The organism is Pectobacterium aroidearum (genome assembly GCF_041228105.1).
GTDB lineage: Bacteria > Pseudomonadota > Gammaproteobacteria > Enterobacterales > Enterobacteriaceae > Pectobacterium > Pectobacterium aroidearum.
The window spans coordinates 281,970-298,261 of record NZ_CP166097.1 but is presented as its reverse complement, the minus strand read 5'-3'; the positions used below and the strand labels follow the sequence as shown (position 1 = coordinate 298,261).

Annotated in this window: 15 protein-coding genes; 9 read left to right on the top strand and 6 right to left on the bottom strand. The window is 54.4% G+C overall.

Features of this window, described 5'->3' with window-relative positions; translation table 11 throughout:
- Positions 1–14 precede the first annotated feature (14 nt).
- Both hemX and hemY read left to right on the top strand, forming a co-directional pair.
- Positions 15–1,139: a uroporphyrinogen-III C-methyltransferase gene (gene hemX / locus AB8809_RS01290; protein ID WP_349856659.1), complete on the top strand. Its 1,125-nt coding sequence runs from the start codon at positions 15–17 to the stop codon at positions 1,137–1,139.
- A gap of 2 nt (positions 1,140–1,141) precedes the next feature.
- Positions 1,142–2,335, top strand: coding sequence for a protoheme IX biogenesis protein HemY (gene hemY / locus AB8809_RS01285; RefSeq protein ID WP_043881842.1), 1,194 nt, complete (start codon positions 1,142–1,144; stop codon positions 2,333–2,335).
- Positions 2,336–2,922: 587 nt separating this feature from the next.
- Here the strand turns inward: hemY and AB8809_RS01280 are convergent.
- Positions 2,923–3,573, bottom strand: coding sequence for a GntR family transcriptional regulator (locus tag AB8809_RS01280; protein WP_180779362.1), 651 nt, complete (start codon positions 3,571–3,573; stop codon positions 2,923–2,925).
- 331 nt (positions 3,574–3,904) lie between these two features.
- Here AB8809_RS01280 and AB8809_RS01275 point away from each other — a divergent pair, with 331 nt between their 5' ends.
- The 7 genes from AB8809_RS01275 (at position 3,905) to AB8809_RS01245 (ending at position 12,086) form a co-directional block, all read left to right on the top strand.
- The gene (locus AB8809_RS01275) at positions 3,905–5,257 is read left to right on the top strand and encodes an MmgE/PrpD family protein (protein WP_349856660.1); all 1,353 of its coding nucleotides are present in this window, start codon (positions 3,905–3,907) and stop codon (positions 5,255–5,257) included.
- Positions 5,258–5,320: 63 nt separating this feature from the next.
- Entirely contained in the window at positions 5,321–6,646 is a 1,326-nt protein-coding gene (locus tag AB8809_RS01270; RefSeq protein WP_349856661.1) for an MmgE/PrpD family protein, read from the top strand.
- A gap of 75 nt (positions 6,647–6,721) precedes the next feature.
- Positions 6,722–7,483 carry a sulfite exporter TauE/SafE family protein gene (locus AB8809_RS01265; protein ID WP_349856662.1) on the top strand — a complete coding sequence of 254 codons (762 nt, stop codon included), beginning with the start codon at positions 6,722–6,724 and terminating at the stop codon, positions 7,481–7,483.
- Between the two features lie 223 nt (positions 7,484–7,706).
- The gene (locus AB8809_RS01260) at positions 7,707–8,759 is read left to right on the top strand and encodes an amino acid ABC transporter substrate-binding protein (RefSeq protein WP_180779365.1); all 1,053 of its coding nucleotides are present in this window, start codon (positions 7,707–7,709) and stop codon (positions 8,757–8,759) included.
- Between the two features lie 125 nt (positions 8,760–8,884).
- Positions 8,885–10,108: an amino acid ABC transporter permease gene (locus tag AB8809_RS01255; protein WP_015842084.1), complete on the top strand. Its 1,224-nt coding sequence runs from the start codon at positions 8,885–8,887 to the stop codon at positions 10,106–10,108.
- Between the two features lie 10 nt (positions 10,109–10,118).
- The gene (locus AB8809_RS01250; protein ID WP_225181818.1) at positions 10,119–11,228 is read left to right on the top strand and encodes an amino acid ABC transporter permease; all 1,110 of its coding nucleotides are present in this window, start codon (positions 10,119–10,121) and stop codon (positions 11,226–11,228) included.
- 96 nt (positions 11,229–11,324) lie between these two features.
- Entirely contained in the window at positions 11,325–12,086 is a 762-nt protein-coding gene (locus AB8809_RS01245) for an amino acid ABC transporter ATP-binding protein (RefSeq protein ID WP_219607241.1), read from the top strand.
- A 53-nt stretch (positions 12,087–12,139) separates the two neighbouring features.
- On the opposite strand, the gene AB8809_RS01240 is transcribed toward AB8809_RS01245, so the two are convergent.
- From AB8809_RS01240 to AB8809_RS01220, 5 genes are all read right to left on the bottom strand, one after another.
- A complete protein-coding gene (locus AB8809_RS01240) occupies positions 12,140–13,297 on the bottom strand; it encodes a M20 peptidase aminoacylase family protein (protein WP_015842087.1) in 1,158 nt (385 codons plus the stop codon).
- Positions 13,298–13,374: 77 nt separating this feature from the next.
- Positions 13,375–14,136: an amino acid ABC transporter ATP-binding protein gene (locus AB8809_RS01235; RefSeq protein ID WP_180779369.1), complete on the bottom strand. Its 762-nt coding sequence runs from the start codon at positions 14,134–14,136 to the stop codon at positions 13,375–13,377.
- A 9-nt stretch (positions 14,137–14,145) separates the two neighbouring features.
- Positions 14,146–14,817, bottom strand: coding sequence for an amino acid ABC transporter permease (locus tag AB8809_RS01230; RefSeq protein ID WP_043882002.1), 672 nt, complete (start codon positions 14,815–14,817; stop codon positions 14,146–14,148).
- Between the two features lie 141 nt (positions 14,818–14,958).
- Positions 14,959–15,750 (bottom strand): amino acid ABC transporter substrate-binding protein, encoded by a 792-nt coding sequence (locus tag AB8809_RS01225; protein ID WP_015842090.1) that lies wholly within the window; start codon positions 15,748–15,750, stop codon positions 14,959–14,961.
- Positions 15,747–16,289, bottom strand: a complete 543-nt coding sequence (locus AB8809_RS01220; RefSeq protein ID WP_349856663.1) for a GNAT family N-acetyltransferase — start codon at positions 16,287–16,289, stop codon at positions 15,747–15,749. Before AB8809_RS01220 ends, AB8809_RS01225 begins: the two co-directional genes overlap by 4 nt.
- Between the last annotated feature and the right edge of the window lie 3 nt (positions 16,290–16,292).

The window sequence follows — 16,292 nt, the reverse complement described above, 5'->3', positions numbered from 1 at the left end:
TGGGATGTACCATTATGACGGAACACAATACCCCCACAGCTCCATCCGACGAGGTTGCTGAACGGGTTGAACCCGCGCATCAGCAGCAAGATCCCGCACCGCAACCCAAACGCAGTGGTGCCGTGCTGGGAGCGATTGCCATTGTGATTGCGCTGGCGATAGGCGCGGGACTGTATTACCACGGACACCAGCAGGCGCAGCGGGAAACCGCCACGCTTCAACGTCTGGAAGCACAGTTAAATGCCTTGCAGCAGCAGCACAAGCAAGAACAAGAGCAGTGGCAGGACGCTCAGCAGCAGCAAAGCAAAGCGCAGGACACGGCCGCACAGCGTCTTGAGGCGTTAACGCGTCAGTCAGATGAACTGCGCGATAAGCTGGCGGCACTTTCCAGCCATGACACCAATACCTGGCTGATCGCTCAGGCGGATTTTCTGGTGAAACTGGCAGGACGTAAGCTGTGGAGCGACAAAGACGTCACCACTGCCGGTGCGTTGCTGAAAAGCGCGGACGCAAGTCTGGCGGAAATGAACGATCCCAGCCTGATTGAGATCCGCCGCGCATTGACCAGCGACATCGGCGCGCTGGCAGGCGTGAGCCAGGTCGATTTCGACGGCATCATCCTGAAAGTGAATCAGCTAACCGACCAGTTGGACAACTTGCAGCTCGCCGATAACAACACCGATGAAGCGCCGATGGACGCCAACAGCACAGAGCTGTCCGCCTCCTTGAGCGAATGGCGACAGAATCTAAGCAAGAGCTGGCACAATTTCATGGCGGATTTTATCACCATTCGTCGCCGCGACAGCGCTGCCGAACCGCTGCTGGCACCGAATCAGGATGTATATCTGCGTGAGAATATCCGTTCACGTCTGCTGGTTGCCGCACAGGCCATTCCTCGTCACCAGAATGAAGTGTACAAACAGTCGCTGGAAACAGCCGCCACCTGGGTTCGCGCCTACTTCGATACTACCGACCCCACGACGCAGGCCTTTTTGGATCAGCTAGATGCCTTAAGCCAGCAGTCGGTTTCACTGGATGTCCCAATGGAGCTACAAAGTCAGGCGCTGTTGGAAAAACTGATGCAAACGCGCGTTCGTAATCTGCTGGCTCAAGCGCCAGCCACGCAGCAGGGGGAATGAGCATGCTGAAAGTCTTATTGCTGTTCCTGATCCTGATCGCAGGCGTTGTGATCGGCCCGATCGTCGCGGGTCACCAAGGCTACGTCCTGATCCAGACGGATAATTATGATATTCAAACCAGTGTGACCGGTCTGGTCATTATGCTGGTGCTGTTTTTCCTCGCCTTTCTGGCGGTGGAATGGGTGCTCCGCCGAATCTTTCGTACCGGCGCCCGCACACGCGGCTGGTTCCTCGGCCGCAAACGCACCCGCGCCAGAAAGCAGACCAAAGCCGCGCTGCTCAAGCTGGCCGAAGGGGATTATTTACAGGTAGAAAAACTGCTGACTCGCAATGCCGACCACGCCGAGCAGCCTGTGGTTAACTACTTACTGGCAGCCGAAGCCGCCCAACAGCGCGGTGACGAATTCCGCACCAAGCAATATCTGGAGCGTGCCGCCGAGGTTGCAGATACCGATCAACTTCCGGTGGATATCACGCGCGTGCGTATTCAGTTGGCGCGTAATGAAGATCATGCGGCGCGTCACGGCGTGGACAAATTGCTGGAAGTTGCGCCCCGTCATCCAGAGGTGCTGCGTTTAGCGGAACAGGCTTTCCTGCGAACCCATGCCTACAGTGCGCTGCTGGATATTCTGCCTGCGATGCGCAAGATCAATCTGTACCCTGAAGCACGTTTGCTGGATCTGCAACAGCAGGCCTATATCGGCCTGATGAATCAGGCGATGGCAGACGGCGGCAGCGAAGGGCTGAAATCATGGTGGAATAATCAGAGCCGTAAAGTACGCCATGAGATCCCGCTTCAGGTCGCGATGGCTGAGCATTTAATCGAGTGTGACGATCACGATACGGCCCAGAAGATCATTCTCGACGGTCTCAAACGTCAATATGACGAACGTTTGATCCTGCTAATGCCTCGCCTCAAGGCGGGTAACCCGGAACAACTGGAAAAAGTACTGCATCAGTACACCAAGCAACATGGCACTACGCCGCTGTTGAGCAGCACGTTAGGGCAGCTATTGATGAAACACGGCGAATGGCAACAGGCTAGCGATGCCTTCCGCGCTGCACTAGAGCTCCGCCCGGACGCTTATGATTATGCCTGGCGCGCCGACGCACTGGAGCGGCTGCATCTGCCCGATGAAGCGGCGCAAATGCGGCGTGAAGGGCTGTTGCTCACGCTACAACAGCCTGCCGACTAATCGATCGCTACGACATCCCTTTCATAAGGCTCCTTTTGGGAGCCTTATTCGTTTTATGTTTCGGAAGAAGGCAGTTACCGAACATTTTCATCAGACGAAAAAAACGCTTACCGATAAACGGTAAGCGTTGAAAATATCAGGTCTGTCAGACAACAGAATGGTGCCTCACTCAACGTTATGTCCGGAAAGCCCGATGGAGATTTGCATCTTCATCTGGAGTTGGACGATAGGCACCTCAAATTGGCTCTGCATCATTCCCAGGATTATGAAGCCGAAGCAAGCATAGAAGGTGGAATGAGCATCTACACGTATATTTAAGCACAAATTATGCCAACATGCATAATTTTATTACCATCGCATCTTAATTCAATGATAACCCGCTAATAATCAATGTTATTTTTATTTATTCACGGGAAGAAAAGCAAACGAACACCAGGTGATAAAAACGAGACCCCGCTCACAAAACATGTCGCTATTCAGAGACGGATTTATCATAAAAAATATTAACCATTATTAATCAATGAATTAAATGTCTCTTTTTTGCGACAGCAGATCACCCCAAGTGTCGTGTTTTTCCGACAGTTCGATCAAAGCTGCTGATTTAACATGCTTAGTCGGGCACGATAGCCGTTACGGATATGTTGGCAGGCAGCCTCTTGTGCCGCGTCCTTATCACGCCGTACCAACGCTGCCACAATTGCCTGATGTTCACGCCGCGCCTCTTCGGTACGTTCCGTCGATTCATAAGTGGTTCCGCGCAGGAGCGACAGATGAATGCGCAGATTTTCCAGCATCTCATTCAGATACGGATTATGAGTCGCCCGGTAAATCTGGCGATGAAAAAGCCGATTATGATCGTGCAGTTGTCGGCTGTCGGTGAGCGTCTTCTCCACGTCGACCATATCCTGCAGCAGCGCCAACTCCTCTGCCGACGCAGAAGCGACAGCAAGCTCCATCGCCAGCCGCTCTAACCCTTCACGCACGGCGAAAAGCTGACGCAGTCGCTCATAGCTGATCTGCGCGATCATCAGTCCACGCTGTGGACCCGGCTCCACCAGCCCCAACGCTTCCAGACGGTGCAGCGCCTCACGAATCGGCGTCCGGCTCAATCCAAACTGCTTCGCCAACCGTGTTTCCTGCAAACGTTCGCCAGGCAGCAGCTCGCCTTTCTCTATCGCGTTAATCAGTACCTCGAATGGCGACAGTGCCGGCGCTTTGTCGTTAAGTGTTAAGTTCATAGTCCCTTGATATATCGTGTGACGGTCGGAATAAGGCCGCGAGCAGATGAACAAACGCCTCGATTTTTGTCGCGGTTCGCACCTTTACGCTACGGATCGTCATGCATTGAGAAAAATTCAAGTTTGCCCGACGCCCTGCCTTTAGCAAGATATCGCATCGCATATTTTGTACTTAGCTTAGCGAAAAAGCGTCTTTGTCACTGAATGGGCGATTGCATATGCTTTTCGCCACACACTGTATACAAATGCATTCAACAATACAAAACGCGAATCTTAGCACCGTTCGGTGTACTGGCAATCTCCTCGCGTTTTTGCTTAAGGAGCTCCTACGATGTCTGCCACCCCGACGTTTCCTCGCGGCAACGCGCTCAGCCAGTTTATTCACAACGCGCCCACAATGACGATCCCCGATGCCGTGTGGCACGAAGCCAAGCGGGCGCTCATTGACTATCTGGGCGTCTCCATTGGCGCGACAGGCGACGATGCGGCCAGCACGGTTCAACGCGTGGCGCAACGCTGGCAGGCTCAGGGGAAGGCACAAATCATTCTCGGTGCGAAAACCACACCGGCACTGGCAGCACTGATCAACGGCACGCTTTCTCATGCAGCCGACTATGACGATACGCATCCGGCTGGTGCGGGGCACCCTAGCGGCCCTTGCTGGTCAACCGCGTTGGCAATGGCACAGCATTACGGTGCGGACGAACGCACGACGCTTATCGCGTTCATCACCGGATTTGAAGTCATGGCCAGACTGGGGGGCGGCTGGGTGCCTGGCGTAGGTCGCAGCCTGCAACGTCGAGGCTTTCACCCAACGTCGATTGTCGGACGCGCGGGAGCAGCAGCCGTTGCCGCTTCCATTCTGCGTCTGGAACCCAACGCCATTGCCAATGCGTTGGGGGCGGCTGCGACAATGATGGGAGGATTGCAGAAATCATCCGGTACGCACGGCAAACCGTTTCATGCTGGCAAAGCGGCAATGGATGGCATCACGGCGGCAGAACTGGCTGAGGAAGGTTTTATTGCCGCCCATCACTTTTATGAAACCGATGGCTGGGTAAAAACCTTTGTGCAGGACGGCAGTGCCGTCATCCCGCCGCTCGATTTTGGCGACAGTTGGGAGCTATTGGGTAATGGCTACAAACTGTATGCCAGCTGTCGAGGCACCCATGCGTCAATTGAAACGGCACTCAAGCTCTATCCACAGCTAAAAGGCCGCGCTATCACCCGTATTCATGCCAAAGTCCATCCAATGGGAATGGTGAACGCGGGGATCGCCAACCCGCAAACTCCACTGGAGAGCAAATTCAGTATTCCGCACTGCATTGCGCTGGCGTTGAGCGGCTATAACCTCACCGATACGGACTTTACGCAGCAGACCGTTGACGACCCGGCTGCACGCCAGTTGCTGTCACGCCTACAGATCGATGCCGTCGAGGGGCAATCGGCCAGTTCCGCGTTTATCGATATCGAACTGGAAGACGGCGAAATACTCCATGCCGAAACCGATGTTTATCGCGGCCACCCGCAAAATCCACTGACCGACGCCGAGCTGCGCACCAAGTTTGACGCGCTGACCCTCCCCATATTGGGGGAAGACCGCAGCCGTCGGCTCTATCAGGCGGCTTTCCACTTTGAGCAGCCGGGGTCGCTCGCGACACTGACTTCGCTATTAGCGGGCTAACGCGCTTCAGTTAGACATAAACCATTCGATATAAAAATTTCACGATAACGACAGGACGCTTCCATGACCATTGCCCGCCAGCTTGCCCATAATCTGCTGGAATTTTCTCGCCAGACGTTCCCTGCCGACGTATTGGCACACGCCCGCACTGCCGTAATTGATACGCTGGGCGTCACGCTCGCGGGGGGGATTCAGGACGGGGCGCAAAAACTCAGGGCGGTGATAGTGCCCTCCGCCGCCGTGGGAAAGAGCCGTATTTTCGGTACCGATCTCAAACTTAACGCGCTGGATGCGGCGTTATTAAACGGCACATCCGCGCATTTGCTCGATTTTGACGACTCCAACTCCTGGCTGCACGGGCATATTTCTGTCGCCGTACTCCCGGCCTTGCTGGCGCTGGCAGACGAGCAGGAAGCCAACGGAGAAGCGATCCTGCATGCCTATTTGTGTGGTTATGAAACCGCGGTACGCATGGGCAAAGCCGTCAGCCCTTTTCAATATCGCAACGGCTGGCACCCTACAACGTCCGTCGGCATTTTCGCGGGCGTGGCAGCCTGCGCGGTGCTGCTGAAGCTCAGTGAAGAAGAAACGGCGACCGCCTTTGCAATCACGGCGTCACTCGCCTCCGGCATCAAATCCAACTTCGGCAGTCAAACGAAATCACTGGCAGTCGGCCACGCCAATCGCAGCGCCGTCATGGCGGTATTATTGGCGCGTCAGGGATACAGCGCGGGGGATACCGCATTTGAACACCACCACGGGTATTTCAACGTCTACAACCGCGCCGCCGAAAACGTCGACACCACGCCGTTAACCGAGTATTGGTCCGCACCGTCTCATATTCTGGACCCCGTAAAAGGGAATAATTTTAAATATTTCCCCTGCTGCTACGCCATTCTGGCACCGCTGGACGGCCTGCTGACGCTACGCGAGGAAACCGATCTGTCCCCAGAATCGCTGGAACGCATTCAGATTGCCATCCACCCTATTCGCTTCCCGCACATCAACATCCCGACACCGGATACACCGCTGGCGGGGAAATTCAGCCTGCACTACTGTATTGCCCGTGCCTGGGTGCAGGGAAAGCTGACGCTGGACGATTTTATTGACGAAACGGCGCTGCACGACCCCACCACACAATCGCTGATGGCACGCGTTGAGCTCATCTGTCATGACGAACCCACCACACACACGGCGCACGTTACGCTAATCACTCGTGACGGCCACACCTATCATCGCCGCGTGGCAGGTGCGCGTGGCTCCAGCGCAGAGAACCCGCTGCCGGATAATCTGATTGCGGAGAAATTCATCGACTGCGCCAGTCAGGCTTTGCCACGCCCTGAGGCGCAGGCGTTGTATCAACGCCTGCTGCATGACGATTATCGTTAACAGCGGAACGGGTGCTTGATACGCATTGAACGCATCAGGCATTATCATTTGCTCGACCACGCGATGGGTTTCACCATGCTACACCTTGTTCCGCCCGACATTTCCCCGCTCTTTGCCGGTATCCTGATTTTTTGCAGTTTTTTGACGTCGGCGTTAACGGCCGCGCTGGGGCTGGGCGGTGGCGTCACATTGCTTGCGATCATGGGTCTCGGGATGCCAGTCAGCAGCCTGCTGCCGGTACACGGCATCGTCCAGCTAGGCTCCAACCTCAGCCGCAGCCTGATCCAGCGTTTGTATATCGTCTGGCCATTGGCGCTGTGGTTTTTTATCGGCAGCGTCATCGGCATCGCACTGGGCGCGCCCGTCGTCGTTTGGATCCCAGACAGCGTGGCAAAAATTGCGCTGGCCAGTTTCATTCTGTGGTCGGTTTTCCGTAAACGCACCGCGCCAAAACCGGTTAATCGATTGTTCTTCATTCTCGGTGGTGCGCTCACCAGCCTCGGCACCATGATTGTCGGCGCAACGGGTCCAATGGTCGCCGGGCTTATCAGCTCTCAAGGGGTCACCAAGAAGCCGCTTATCGCCACGCACGCGCTCTGCATGGTGTTACAACACGGCCTGAAGATACTGGCATTCGGGATGATGGGGTTTGCCTATCACGATTGGCTGCCGATGCTGGCTGCGATGATTGTCAGCGGCGTATTAGGCACCTGGCTGGGCACACGCCTGCTGGATAATCTGCCTGAAAAACTCTTCCGCACCACGTTTCGCCTCACCATGTTAGTGCTCAGCGCCCAGCTCATGTGGCAAGGCATACAAAGCCTGCTCGCCCGCTAAATCATACCTCTGTGCCTTGCTTACCGTGCGAGGCACACCTCTCTTTTTTATCCTTCTGGTCGTGCCCGAAATGGCTATATCCAATATTCAGATTTAGATAGAGAAATATGCTATTTGCCATTTAGATGCAACATTGAGAACATTTGTATACAAAAGAACGCGCCATAATAAAAACCATTAATTACAACAAATTAAAACAACACCGATCATTCTGAGGATACTTATGCTGAGAAAACTACTCTCGTTGACGACCGCCACAGCGCTGACTTTAGGGGGGCTTCTGCTGCCCGTCGCACACGCTAATGCCGCTGATGCAGGAAATGGCGAAACGCTCAAAAAAATCAAAGCACGCGGTGAACTGGTGTGCGGCGTGCACCCAGCGCGCCACGGCTTTTCCGCGATTGATAGCAAAGGACAGTGGACCGGGCTGGACGTCGATTATTGCCGCGCATTAGCGGCCGCTGTGTTTGGCGATGCGAATAAAGTACGCTTTGCCGCCCTTTCCACCGCCCAGCGCTTCCCCGCGATTCAGTCTGGTGAAGTGGACGTGCTGTCACGCAATATCACCGCTGATTTGTCTCGCGATACGTCGCTGGGGCTGAACTTCGCGCCGCCGACCTTCTATACCGGTACGGGCTTCATGGTGCGCACCAGCGCCAATGTGAAGAAAGTCGAAGATCTGGACGGCGCGACCGTCTGTATCACACCGGGCAGCAGCACCGAACGTAACGTCGCGCAGATTTTTGCCTCACGCAACCTGCATTACACCCCGGTGGTTATCGAGAACAATAAAGAGTATGTCGCGGCCTACCTGTCTGGACGCTGCGACGTCATTGCCCGCGATAAAGTCGCCCTGCCCGGCGTGCGCACCTTTGATGCGGAAAAGCCGTCCGACCATGTGATTCTGCCGGGGATTTACTCAAAAGAGCCGCTGGCGATGGCGGTTCGTCAGGGTGACGACCAGTGGTACGACATTGTGAAATGGGTGGTTTACGCCACATTCAACGCGGAAGAGATGGAAATCGGTCAACAGAACGTGGACAGCAAGCTCAAGTCGACAGACCCGGATATACAGGCGCTGCTTGGGGTCACTGGCGATTACGGTCAGAAACTGGGATTGAGTAACCAGTGGGCTTACAACGTGATTAAGCAGGTCGGGAATTACGGCGATATTTATAACCGCCACTTCGGGCCAGATACCCCAGCACCGCTGGAGCGCGACCTGAATAATCTCTGGACGAAAGGCGGTTTGCTCTACGGTCTGCCCATTCGTTAATTCACCCAATCATCGGCGTCACCCCCGAGAATATCCGGGCTGACGCCATACCACCGTATTCACGCACAGATCCCCTCGGATAGCGCGCTGCAATCGGTAATGATCAGAAGAAAAGACCGCCGGTAATGAAATCACCACACCCAACGCTGCCGTCAGCCTCTGCACCGTCGTGGCTGGGAACGCCATCTTATGCGCGCCGTCTGTTGAATGCGTTTGACAGCAAGTCGCTGCGCGCCTGGATTTATCAGTGCCTGCTCGGCCTCCTGATTGTCGCTTTCAGCTACTGGCTCTATGCCAACGTGGTCGAAAACCTGCGCTCGCAAAATATCGCAACAGGATTTGGCTTTCTTGACCACACCGCGCAGTTTGAGATCGGTGAAAAGCTCATCGCCTTTACCCCACGCGACAGTTACCTGCGCGCACTGGGCGTCGGGTTACTGAATACCCTGTACATCACGCTGTGCGGCATCGTGCTCGCCACGCTGCTGGGCTTCTCCGTCGGCATCGCCCGCGTCTCTCGTAACTGGTTGCTGGCGCGGCTCGCCGGAGGATACATCGAGATGATGCGCAATATTCCGGTGATCTTGCAGGTGATTTTCTGGTCAGTGGTGATCCGCAACTTGCCCTCACCGCGGGATGCTATCGAACTGGGTAATCTGGGATTCCTGACCAATCGCGGGCTGTCTTTTGCCGTTCCCGCCGCACACCACGGCTGGCTGTGGACGGGAATCGCCCTGCTCGCCGCCGTACTGATTAGCCTGATCCTGAACCGCGTAGCGCGCTATGTTCGGGAAAGTCGCGGGCGCTCTCTGCCGACAGGTCGTTTGACGCTGGCAGCCCTTATCGGGCTACCGCTATTGGTCTGGTGGCTTTCCGGCGCACCAGCAGAGCTCGATCGCCCGATCTTGCGCGGCTTTAACTTTCGCGGCGGCTTTACCGTCAGCCCTGAATTTACAGCGCTGCTGCTCGGCATTGCGCTCTATTCCTCCGCGTTTATCGCAGAAATCGTGCGGGCGGGGATTCAGTCTATCCCCAAAGGTCAGTTGGAAGCGGCACGAGCACTGTCTTTTTCGCCGTGGCACATGATGCGCCACATCATTATCCCACAGGCCATGCGCGTCATCGTTCCACCGCTGACCAGCCAGTATGTCAGCCTGTCAAAAAACAGCTCGATCGCAGTCGTGGTCGGTTACCCGGAACTGGCAAACATCAGCAATACGCTGATGAACCAGACCGGTCAGGCGCTCGAAGTGATAGCCATCATGATGGTGGTTTATCTGACGGTCAGCATCGTGACATCGCTGCTGATGAACCTGTTTAACCGCGTCGTCGCTATCAAAGAGCGCTGAGGAGCACCGTATGCTATTTCCGGTCCTGTCACTCTCTGCCGTTCCCAGCCAACTGCGTACGCCGCTGCTGTGGCTGCGCCGCCATCTATTCAGCAGCGTGCCGCAAACGGTGCTTACACTGTTACTCGCGGTGCTAATGTGGAACGTCGGCAATAAACTGCTGCACTGGGGCATTCTCGATGCCGTGTGGTACACCGCTGACCCGGACATCTGTCGTGCAGCCGCTGGCGCCTGCTGGGCGGTGATCGTGGAAAAACATCGCCCTATTCTGTTTGGTCTTTATCCTTACGATGAACACTGGCGTCTGGTGCTGGCGATGGGAATCTGGTTTTTGGCACTTGGCCTGTCGCTGATGCCACGCTTCTGGCACTCACGCATCCTCTTACCGCTGTGGCTCGTCGCGGTAGTCAGCATTGCCATCCTGATGTCCGGCGGCGTGTTTGGCTTATCTGACGTGCCTTCCAGCGAATGGGGCGGACTGCCGCTGACGATTCTGCTGTTTAGCGGCACCGTCGTCATCGGTATGCCGGTTTCAGTTCTGCTGGCGCTGGGGCGTCGCTCACCGCTGCCTTTTCTACGCGGTCTGTCGGTTATTTTTATCGAAGGTTTGCGCGGCGTACCGCTCATCACGATCCTGTTCGTCGCCGTTAACGTCTTCCCGCTGTTTCTGCCCGCCGGAATGGAAATCAACAAGCTGCTGCGCATCATCATTGGTATCGCGCTGTTTTTCGCCTGCTATCAGGCTGAGGTGATTCGCGGCGGTTTGCAGTCCGTACCACGCGGGCAATACGAAGCGGCGATGGCGCTCAATCTCGGTTATTGGCACACGACGACTAAAATCGTCCTGCCGCAGGCGCTGCGTATCTGCCTGCCTGCCATGACCAACCATATTATCGCCGCCATGAAGAACACCTCGTTCGTCATCATTATCGGGCTGTTCGATATTCTCACCGCCACCAGTTCAGTGATGCAAGACCCGCTATGGCGGCGCTATTACATTGAAACGTACCTTTTCATCTCGGCTATCTATCTGCTGTTTGGCTTCTTGCTCTCACGCTACGCGCTGTGGGTAGAAAAGCGCATCGATGCCAGCCGTAACCCAGAAACGTATCACGGTTAAGCGATAGCCGTTGATGAAAACACCGACAGGAGCTTGGTTATCATGAGCTTAGCCGCAGATACTGTAGTTACAGAGACTCTAGTTACAGACACGTCAATGACAAATCACGTAATGACAGACAGCAACGTCATCATTGAGATCGACGCCGTCAGCAAATGGTACGGCGCGTTTCAGGCACTGAACAACGTGACGTTGAACGTGCAGAAAGGCGAGCGCGTGGTGATTTGCGGCCCTTCCGGCTCCGGCAAATCCACGCTCATCCGCTGCATTAACCGACTGGAAGAGCACCACGACGGGCACATCCGCGTGAATGGCATTGAGGTCAATGACAACATCAAGAACATCAACCGCGTACGCTCCGGCATCGGTATGCTGTTCCAGCAGTTCAATTTGTTTCCTCACCTGAGCGTGCTGGATAACCTGACGATCGGCCCGACGCTGGTTAAACAGCGTAAAAAGCAGGAAGCCATCGATTTAGCGATGCACTATCTGGAAAAAGTACATATCGCCAATCAGGCGCATAAGTTCCCGCTACAGCTCTCTGGCGGCCAGCAGCAGCGCGTAGCCATTGCCCGGGCGCTGTGCATGCAGCCGGAAATAATGTTGTTTGACGAACCCACTTCTGCACTGGATCCAGAGATGATTAAAGAGGTGTTGGATGTGATGCTCGATTTGGCGGAATCCGGAATGACGATGATCGTCGTTACCCATGAGATGGGCTTTGCCAAAACGGTTGCAGACAAAGTGATTCTGATGGCTGACGGCAGCATCGTTGAATCCGCTCCACCGCAGGACTTCTTCAACACGCCTTCACATCCGAGAACGCGTCAGTTTCTGGATCAGATTTTAAGTCATTAATAAAAAAATATCCGCGTCGAGGAACCGACGCGGATAACATGCTTTAACAAGGCTTAGCGAGAGGAGAGCTGTTCCAGACTCTGCTTTGCCATCTGATACAGATAGTGCGCGGTCGGGAACAGTGCGCGATCGTCAACGCGGAATTTCGGGTGGTGCAGCGCATACGGTCCACCGGAGCCGACCATCATGAACGTACCCGGCAGTTTCTGCTGATAGAACGCGAAATCTTCACCAATCGGGCTGGCTTCTACACGGCGTGCTTCAAACCCTTCGTCACTTGCCACGTTCAGCGCAAATTCAACCCACTCTGGCGTGTTGATCACCGATGGCGGCCCTGCGTGCCACAGGAACTCAATTTCCGCACCAAAAGTACTGGCGATACCTGAAACAATCTGACGGAAACGCTGTTCAATCAAATCACGCGCGTCCTGATTGAACGTTCTCACCGTACCTTCAACGTAGGCGGTATCAGGGATAACGTTCCACGTGCTGCCGCTATGAACCTGAGTAATCGACACCACCGCGTTGTTGTCAGACGACACCGTGCGGCTGATGATGGTCTGTACGGCAGAAATCAGCTGACCCAGAATGATAATCGGATCGTTGCCTTCATGCGGTTTCGCCGCGTGACAACCTTTCGCCGCAATCTTGATCTCAAAACGGTCAACGCCCGCCGTCAACGCGCCGTCTTTCCCACCGATGACGCCAACAGGCAGCGTTGGATCGTTGTGGATACCGAAAATCGCTACCGCATTGTCCAACGCACCAACGGCGATAACTTCCGGCGCGCCCAGCCCCGTTTCTTCAGCCGCCTGAAATAAAATGCGTACCGTGCCTTTCAGTTCTGGCTCGATTTTCTTCAGCAGAATCGCCGCGCCCAGCGCAGCGGAAGAGTGAAAATCATGACCGCAGGCGTGCATCACCCCTTTATTGAGCGACGTAAATTCTACGCCAGACTCTTCTTCAATCGGCAGGGCGTCGATGTCCGAACGGACCACGACCAGTGGGCCATCCTGTAGACCGCCGACTTCCGCGACCAGACCGGTTTTCAACGGCAGATCGAGGATGCGAATCCCCTCTTTTTCTAATACCGCACGAATTTTCTTCGTCGTCTCAAACTCCTGATTCGACAGCTCAGGATTGCGGTGTAAATCGTGGCGAAATGCCTGAATAAACTGAGCCAGGGGCTCATGCTGGGGTGCGGTTTTCATCAATTCTTGCTCCACATTATCGTGCCCTGTCTGGCAGGGCGGCCTTGTTCAGGCGTGCAGGTGTGTCTACGTATGCGTTAAATATCGTACTCAAGCGGCTCAGGCAGCTTGGTCAACTGACGCAGGAAACGCTGGGTTTGCGGGTTGTCCGAGAAGCTAATGACCTGCTCCGCCGGACCTTCCTCAACGATATGACCGTCTGCCATGAAGATCACTCGGTCAGCCACTTCTTTCGCAAACTGCATTTCATGGGTCACGATCACCATCGTGGTGTCGTTTTTCGCCAGCTTCTGAATCACCTGAAGCACTTCGTGTACCCTTTCCGGGTCCAGCGCCGAGGTCGGTTCATCAAACAAGATGGCTTTCGGATCGACCGCCAGCGCACGTGCAATACTCACGCGCTGCTGCTGCCCGCCGGATAGCGTCACCGGATACTGTGCCGCCTGTGGCAGCAGACCAACCTGCTCCAGCAGCGCCAGACCGATTTCATCCGCCTGCTTCTTCGGCATTTTTTTCACAACAATCAGCGCTTCCGTCACGTTCTCCAGCGCCGTTTTGTTCTTAAACAGGTTGTAACTCTGGAATACCATCGCGGTCTGACGGCGCAGCGCATAGGCCTCTTTAGAGGAATAACGACGCGTATCCAACGTTTGGTCGCCAATTTCAATCGTGCCCGACTCTGGCGTTTCCAGCAGGTTTAGACAGCGCAGCAGCGTGGATTTACCCGAACCAGATGGGCCGATAATCGCCACGACTTCGCCCTTCGCGATATTCAGACTAATGTTGTCCAACACCACCTGATCGCCAAAGCGTTTAGAAAGATTCTTTACACTGATCATGTCAGCCCCTTATCGCTGTAGCGAGTGATTCAGTTTCTTCTCCAGCTGTTTTTGCAGCCAGGAATAAACAATGATCACCAACCAGTAAATCAGACCCACAACCAGGAAGGTCTCAAAGAAACGCAGAGATTCGGCGGCAATCATCTTGCCTTCCGCGAACAGTTCAGAGACACCCAGCGCAAAGGCTACCGAGGTATCTTTAATCAGGGAAATAAAGGTATTCCCCGTCGCAGGCAGCGCATTCAACATGGCCTGAGGCAACACGATGCGGCGATAGACCTGCGCTTTGCTCATACCAATCGATAAACCCGCTTCCGTCTGGCCGAAATCCACCGAGGACAGGCCCGCACGGAAGATTTCTGCCATATAGGCGGACGTTTTCAGACTAAAGCCGATAATCGCCGCTGTCATGGCGTCCAGATTGGATAATCCGGGGAACAGCTGCGGCAGGCCGAAATAGATAATAAACAGCTGAACCAGCGACGGAATACCGCGGAACAGCGAGATATACAGTTCAACGATTTTTACCACGACGACGATCTTGCTTTCACGGACTAACGCCAGGATAAGGCCGAGAACCATAGCAAAAAACATCGAAACCACGGCAAGAAACAGCGTGGTCGGCAAATACATTAATACCTGGGGAAAGACCTTTAACAGGTAGGCAAGATCGATATTCATGAGTAATACCATTAATGCTTCCACCGGCCATATTGCGCCGGTGGAACAGGGTTATGACTAGGCTATATAACGAATCATCTGGCTACCTACATCACGAATAATCAGTCTACGTAACGATTCGGCCAGAATGACGGCATGAGGTTATTTAGCCGGTGATACCGTGATGTCTTCACCAAAATATTTTTCGGAGATCGCTTTCAGGCGTCCATCTTCACGCATTTTCGTTAATTCGGCATCGAACTGCTTACGCAGCGCATCGCCTTTCTCGTCCTTATGGAACGGGAAGCTCACTTCTTCAATCACCAGCGGCTCACCAACCAGCTTGAACGGCAGGTTACGCTTATTGATTTCCGCCAGCAGGATCGGACGTGAATTCACGTAGCCTTCAACACGCTTAGACAGCGCATCGTTCATCGCACCATCGCGCGTTTCATAGGTACGAATATTTACGCTGCCGTCGGCAAACGCTTTTTTCAGGTTGTTGACGTGGTTGGAACCCAGAACTCCGGCAACGGTCTTCCCTTTCAGGTCGGCCAACGTATTAATGTCCGCGTTGTCTTTGTGGGTCACAATCTGACTGCCGTAGAAGCTGTACGGCTGGGCAAAATTGTATTTTTCCTGACGCGCTGGCGTAATGGCGACTACGTTTGCCACGGTATCCAGTTTTTTCGCTTCCAGTTGCCCCATCAGGCCGCTGAAATCGGCGGTGACCCACTCGACTTTGTAGTTCAGATCTTTCGCAATGGCTTCTGTCACTTCAACGTCAAACCCAACCAGCTTGTTATCTTGCTTGAAACCGCTTGGATAACTTTGGCCGGTTGAACCCACTTTCAGTACTTTTTCCTGCTCGGCGCTGCTTTTCCCAGAATCACAGCCGGCTACAAGAAAGGCGGTCGTCAGCGCCAGAACAGACAACGTTACTTTTTTCATCATTTTACTGCCTCTCTTTTTGAGTTTTTATCTTTCCACTGGTCATACAATTGGTTATCAAGGATTTTTTCCATCCAGATTGTCAGGTGTCCTTTTCCCAGATTCGTCTGCCCGACTTCCCTGAAACCATAATTTTTGTACATCTCAATCAGCCACGGGTGGTTTTTCGCGGTGCCAAGCGACACCGCAGGCGCTTTGAGCTGGTTAATCAGAATTTCTTCTTCCAGCCAGCCCATCATTTGCTTACCCAGTCCCTGCTTTTTATAGCCAGGGTGTGTTGCAAACCAACCCAAATGGGGCAAACCGAACGGACCTGGCTCCGGCCCCCACGGATAGCGGATGGTGAATGACGACACCATCTCCCCCTCTTTTTCCATTACATAAACGCCGTGTGAAGCAATATGCGTGCGCACCATGTCGATGTCCGCATGGGCGGCGGAAAAATTGATGCCCAACTGGCGAATCGGCTCAAACGCCGCCAGCGCCAGTGCCAAAAAAGTTTCATCATCCGCAAGCGTAGCCTGACGAAATACGATACTCATGAT

Excerpts from the sequence above, each read along its gene's own strand:
- hemX (WP_349856659.1), top strand. The coding sequence starts at position 15 with ATGACGGAACACAATACCCCCACAGCTCCATCCGACGAGGTTGCTGAA.
- hemY (WP_043881842.1), top strand. The coding sequence starts at position 1,142 with ATGCTGAAAGTCTTATTGCTGTTCCTGATCCTGATCGCAGGCGTTGTG.
- AB8809_RS01280 (WP_180779362.1), bottom strand. The coding sequence starts at position 3,573 with ATGAACTTAACACTTAACGACAAAGCGCCGGCACTGTCGCCATTCGAG.
- AB8809_RS01275 (WP_349856660.1), top strand. The coding sequence starts at position 3,905 with ATGTCTGCCACCCCGACGTTTCCTCGCGGCAACGCGCTCAGCCAGTTT.
- AB8809_RS01270 (WP_349856661.1), top strand. The coding sequence starts at position 5,321 with ATGACCATTGCCCGCCAGCTTGCCCATAATCTGCTGGAATTTTCTCGC.
- AB8809_RS01265 (WP_349856662.1), top strand. The coding sequence starts at position 6,722 with ATGCTACACCTTGTTCCGCCCGACATTTCCCCGCTCTTTGCCGGTATC.
- AB8809_RS01260 (WP_180779365.1), top strand. The coding sequence starts at position 7,707 with ATGCTGAGAAAACTACTCTCGTTGACGACCGCCACAGCGCTGACTTTA.
- AB8809_RS01255 (WP_015842084.1), top strand. The coding sequence starts at position 8,885 with ATGAAATCACCACACCCAACGCTGCCGTCAGCCTCTGCACCGTCGTGG.
- AB8809_RS01250 (WP_225181818.1), top strand. The coding sequence starts at position 10,119 with ATGCTATTTCCGGTCCTGTCACTCTCTGCCGTTCCCAGCCAACTGCGT.
- AB8809_RS01245 (WP_219607241.1), top strand. The coding sequence starts at position 11,325 with ATGACAAATCACGTAATGACAGACAGCAACGTCATCATTGAGATCGAC.
- AB8809_RS01240 (WP_015842087.1), bottom strand. The coding sequence starts at position 13,297 with ATGAAAACCGCACCCCAGCATGAGCCCCTGGCTCAGTTTATTCAGGCA.
- AB8809_RS01235 (WP_180779369.1), bottom strand. The coding sequence starts at position 14,136 with ATGATCAGTGTAAAGAATCTTTCTAAACGCTTTGGCGATCAGGTGGTG.
- AB8809_RS01230 (WP_043882002.1), bottom strand. The coding sequence starts at position 14,817 with ATGAATATCGATCTTGCCTACCTGTTAAAGGTCTTTCCCCAGGTATTA.
- AB8809_RS01225 (WP_015842090.1), bottom strand. The coding sequence starts at position 15,750 with ATGATGAAAAAAGTAACGTTGTCTGTTCTGGCGCTGACGACCGCCTTT.
- AB8809_RS01220 (WP_349856663.1), bottom strand. The coding sequence starts at position 16,289 with ATGAGTATCGTATTTCGTCAGGCTACGCTTGCGGATGATGAAACTTTT.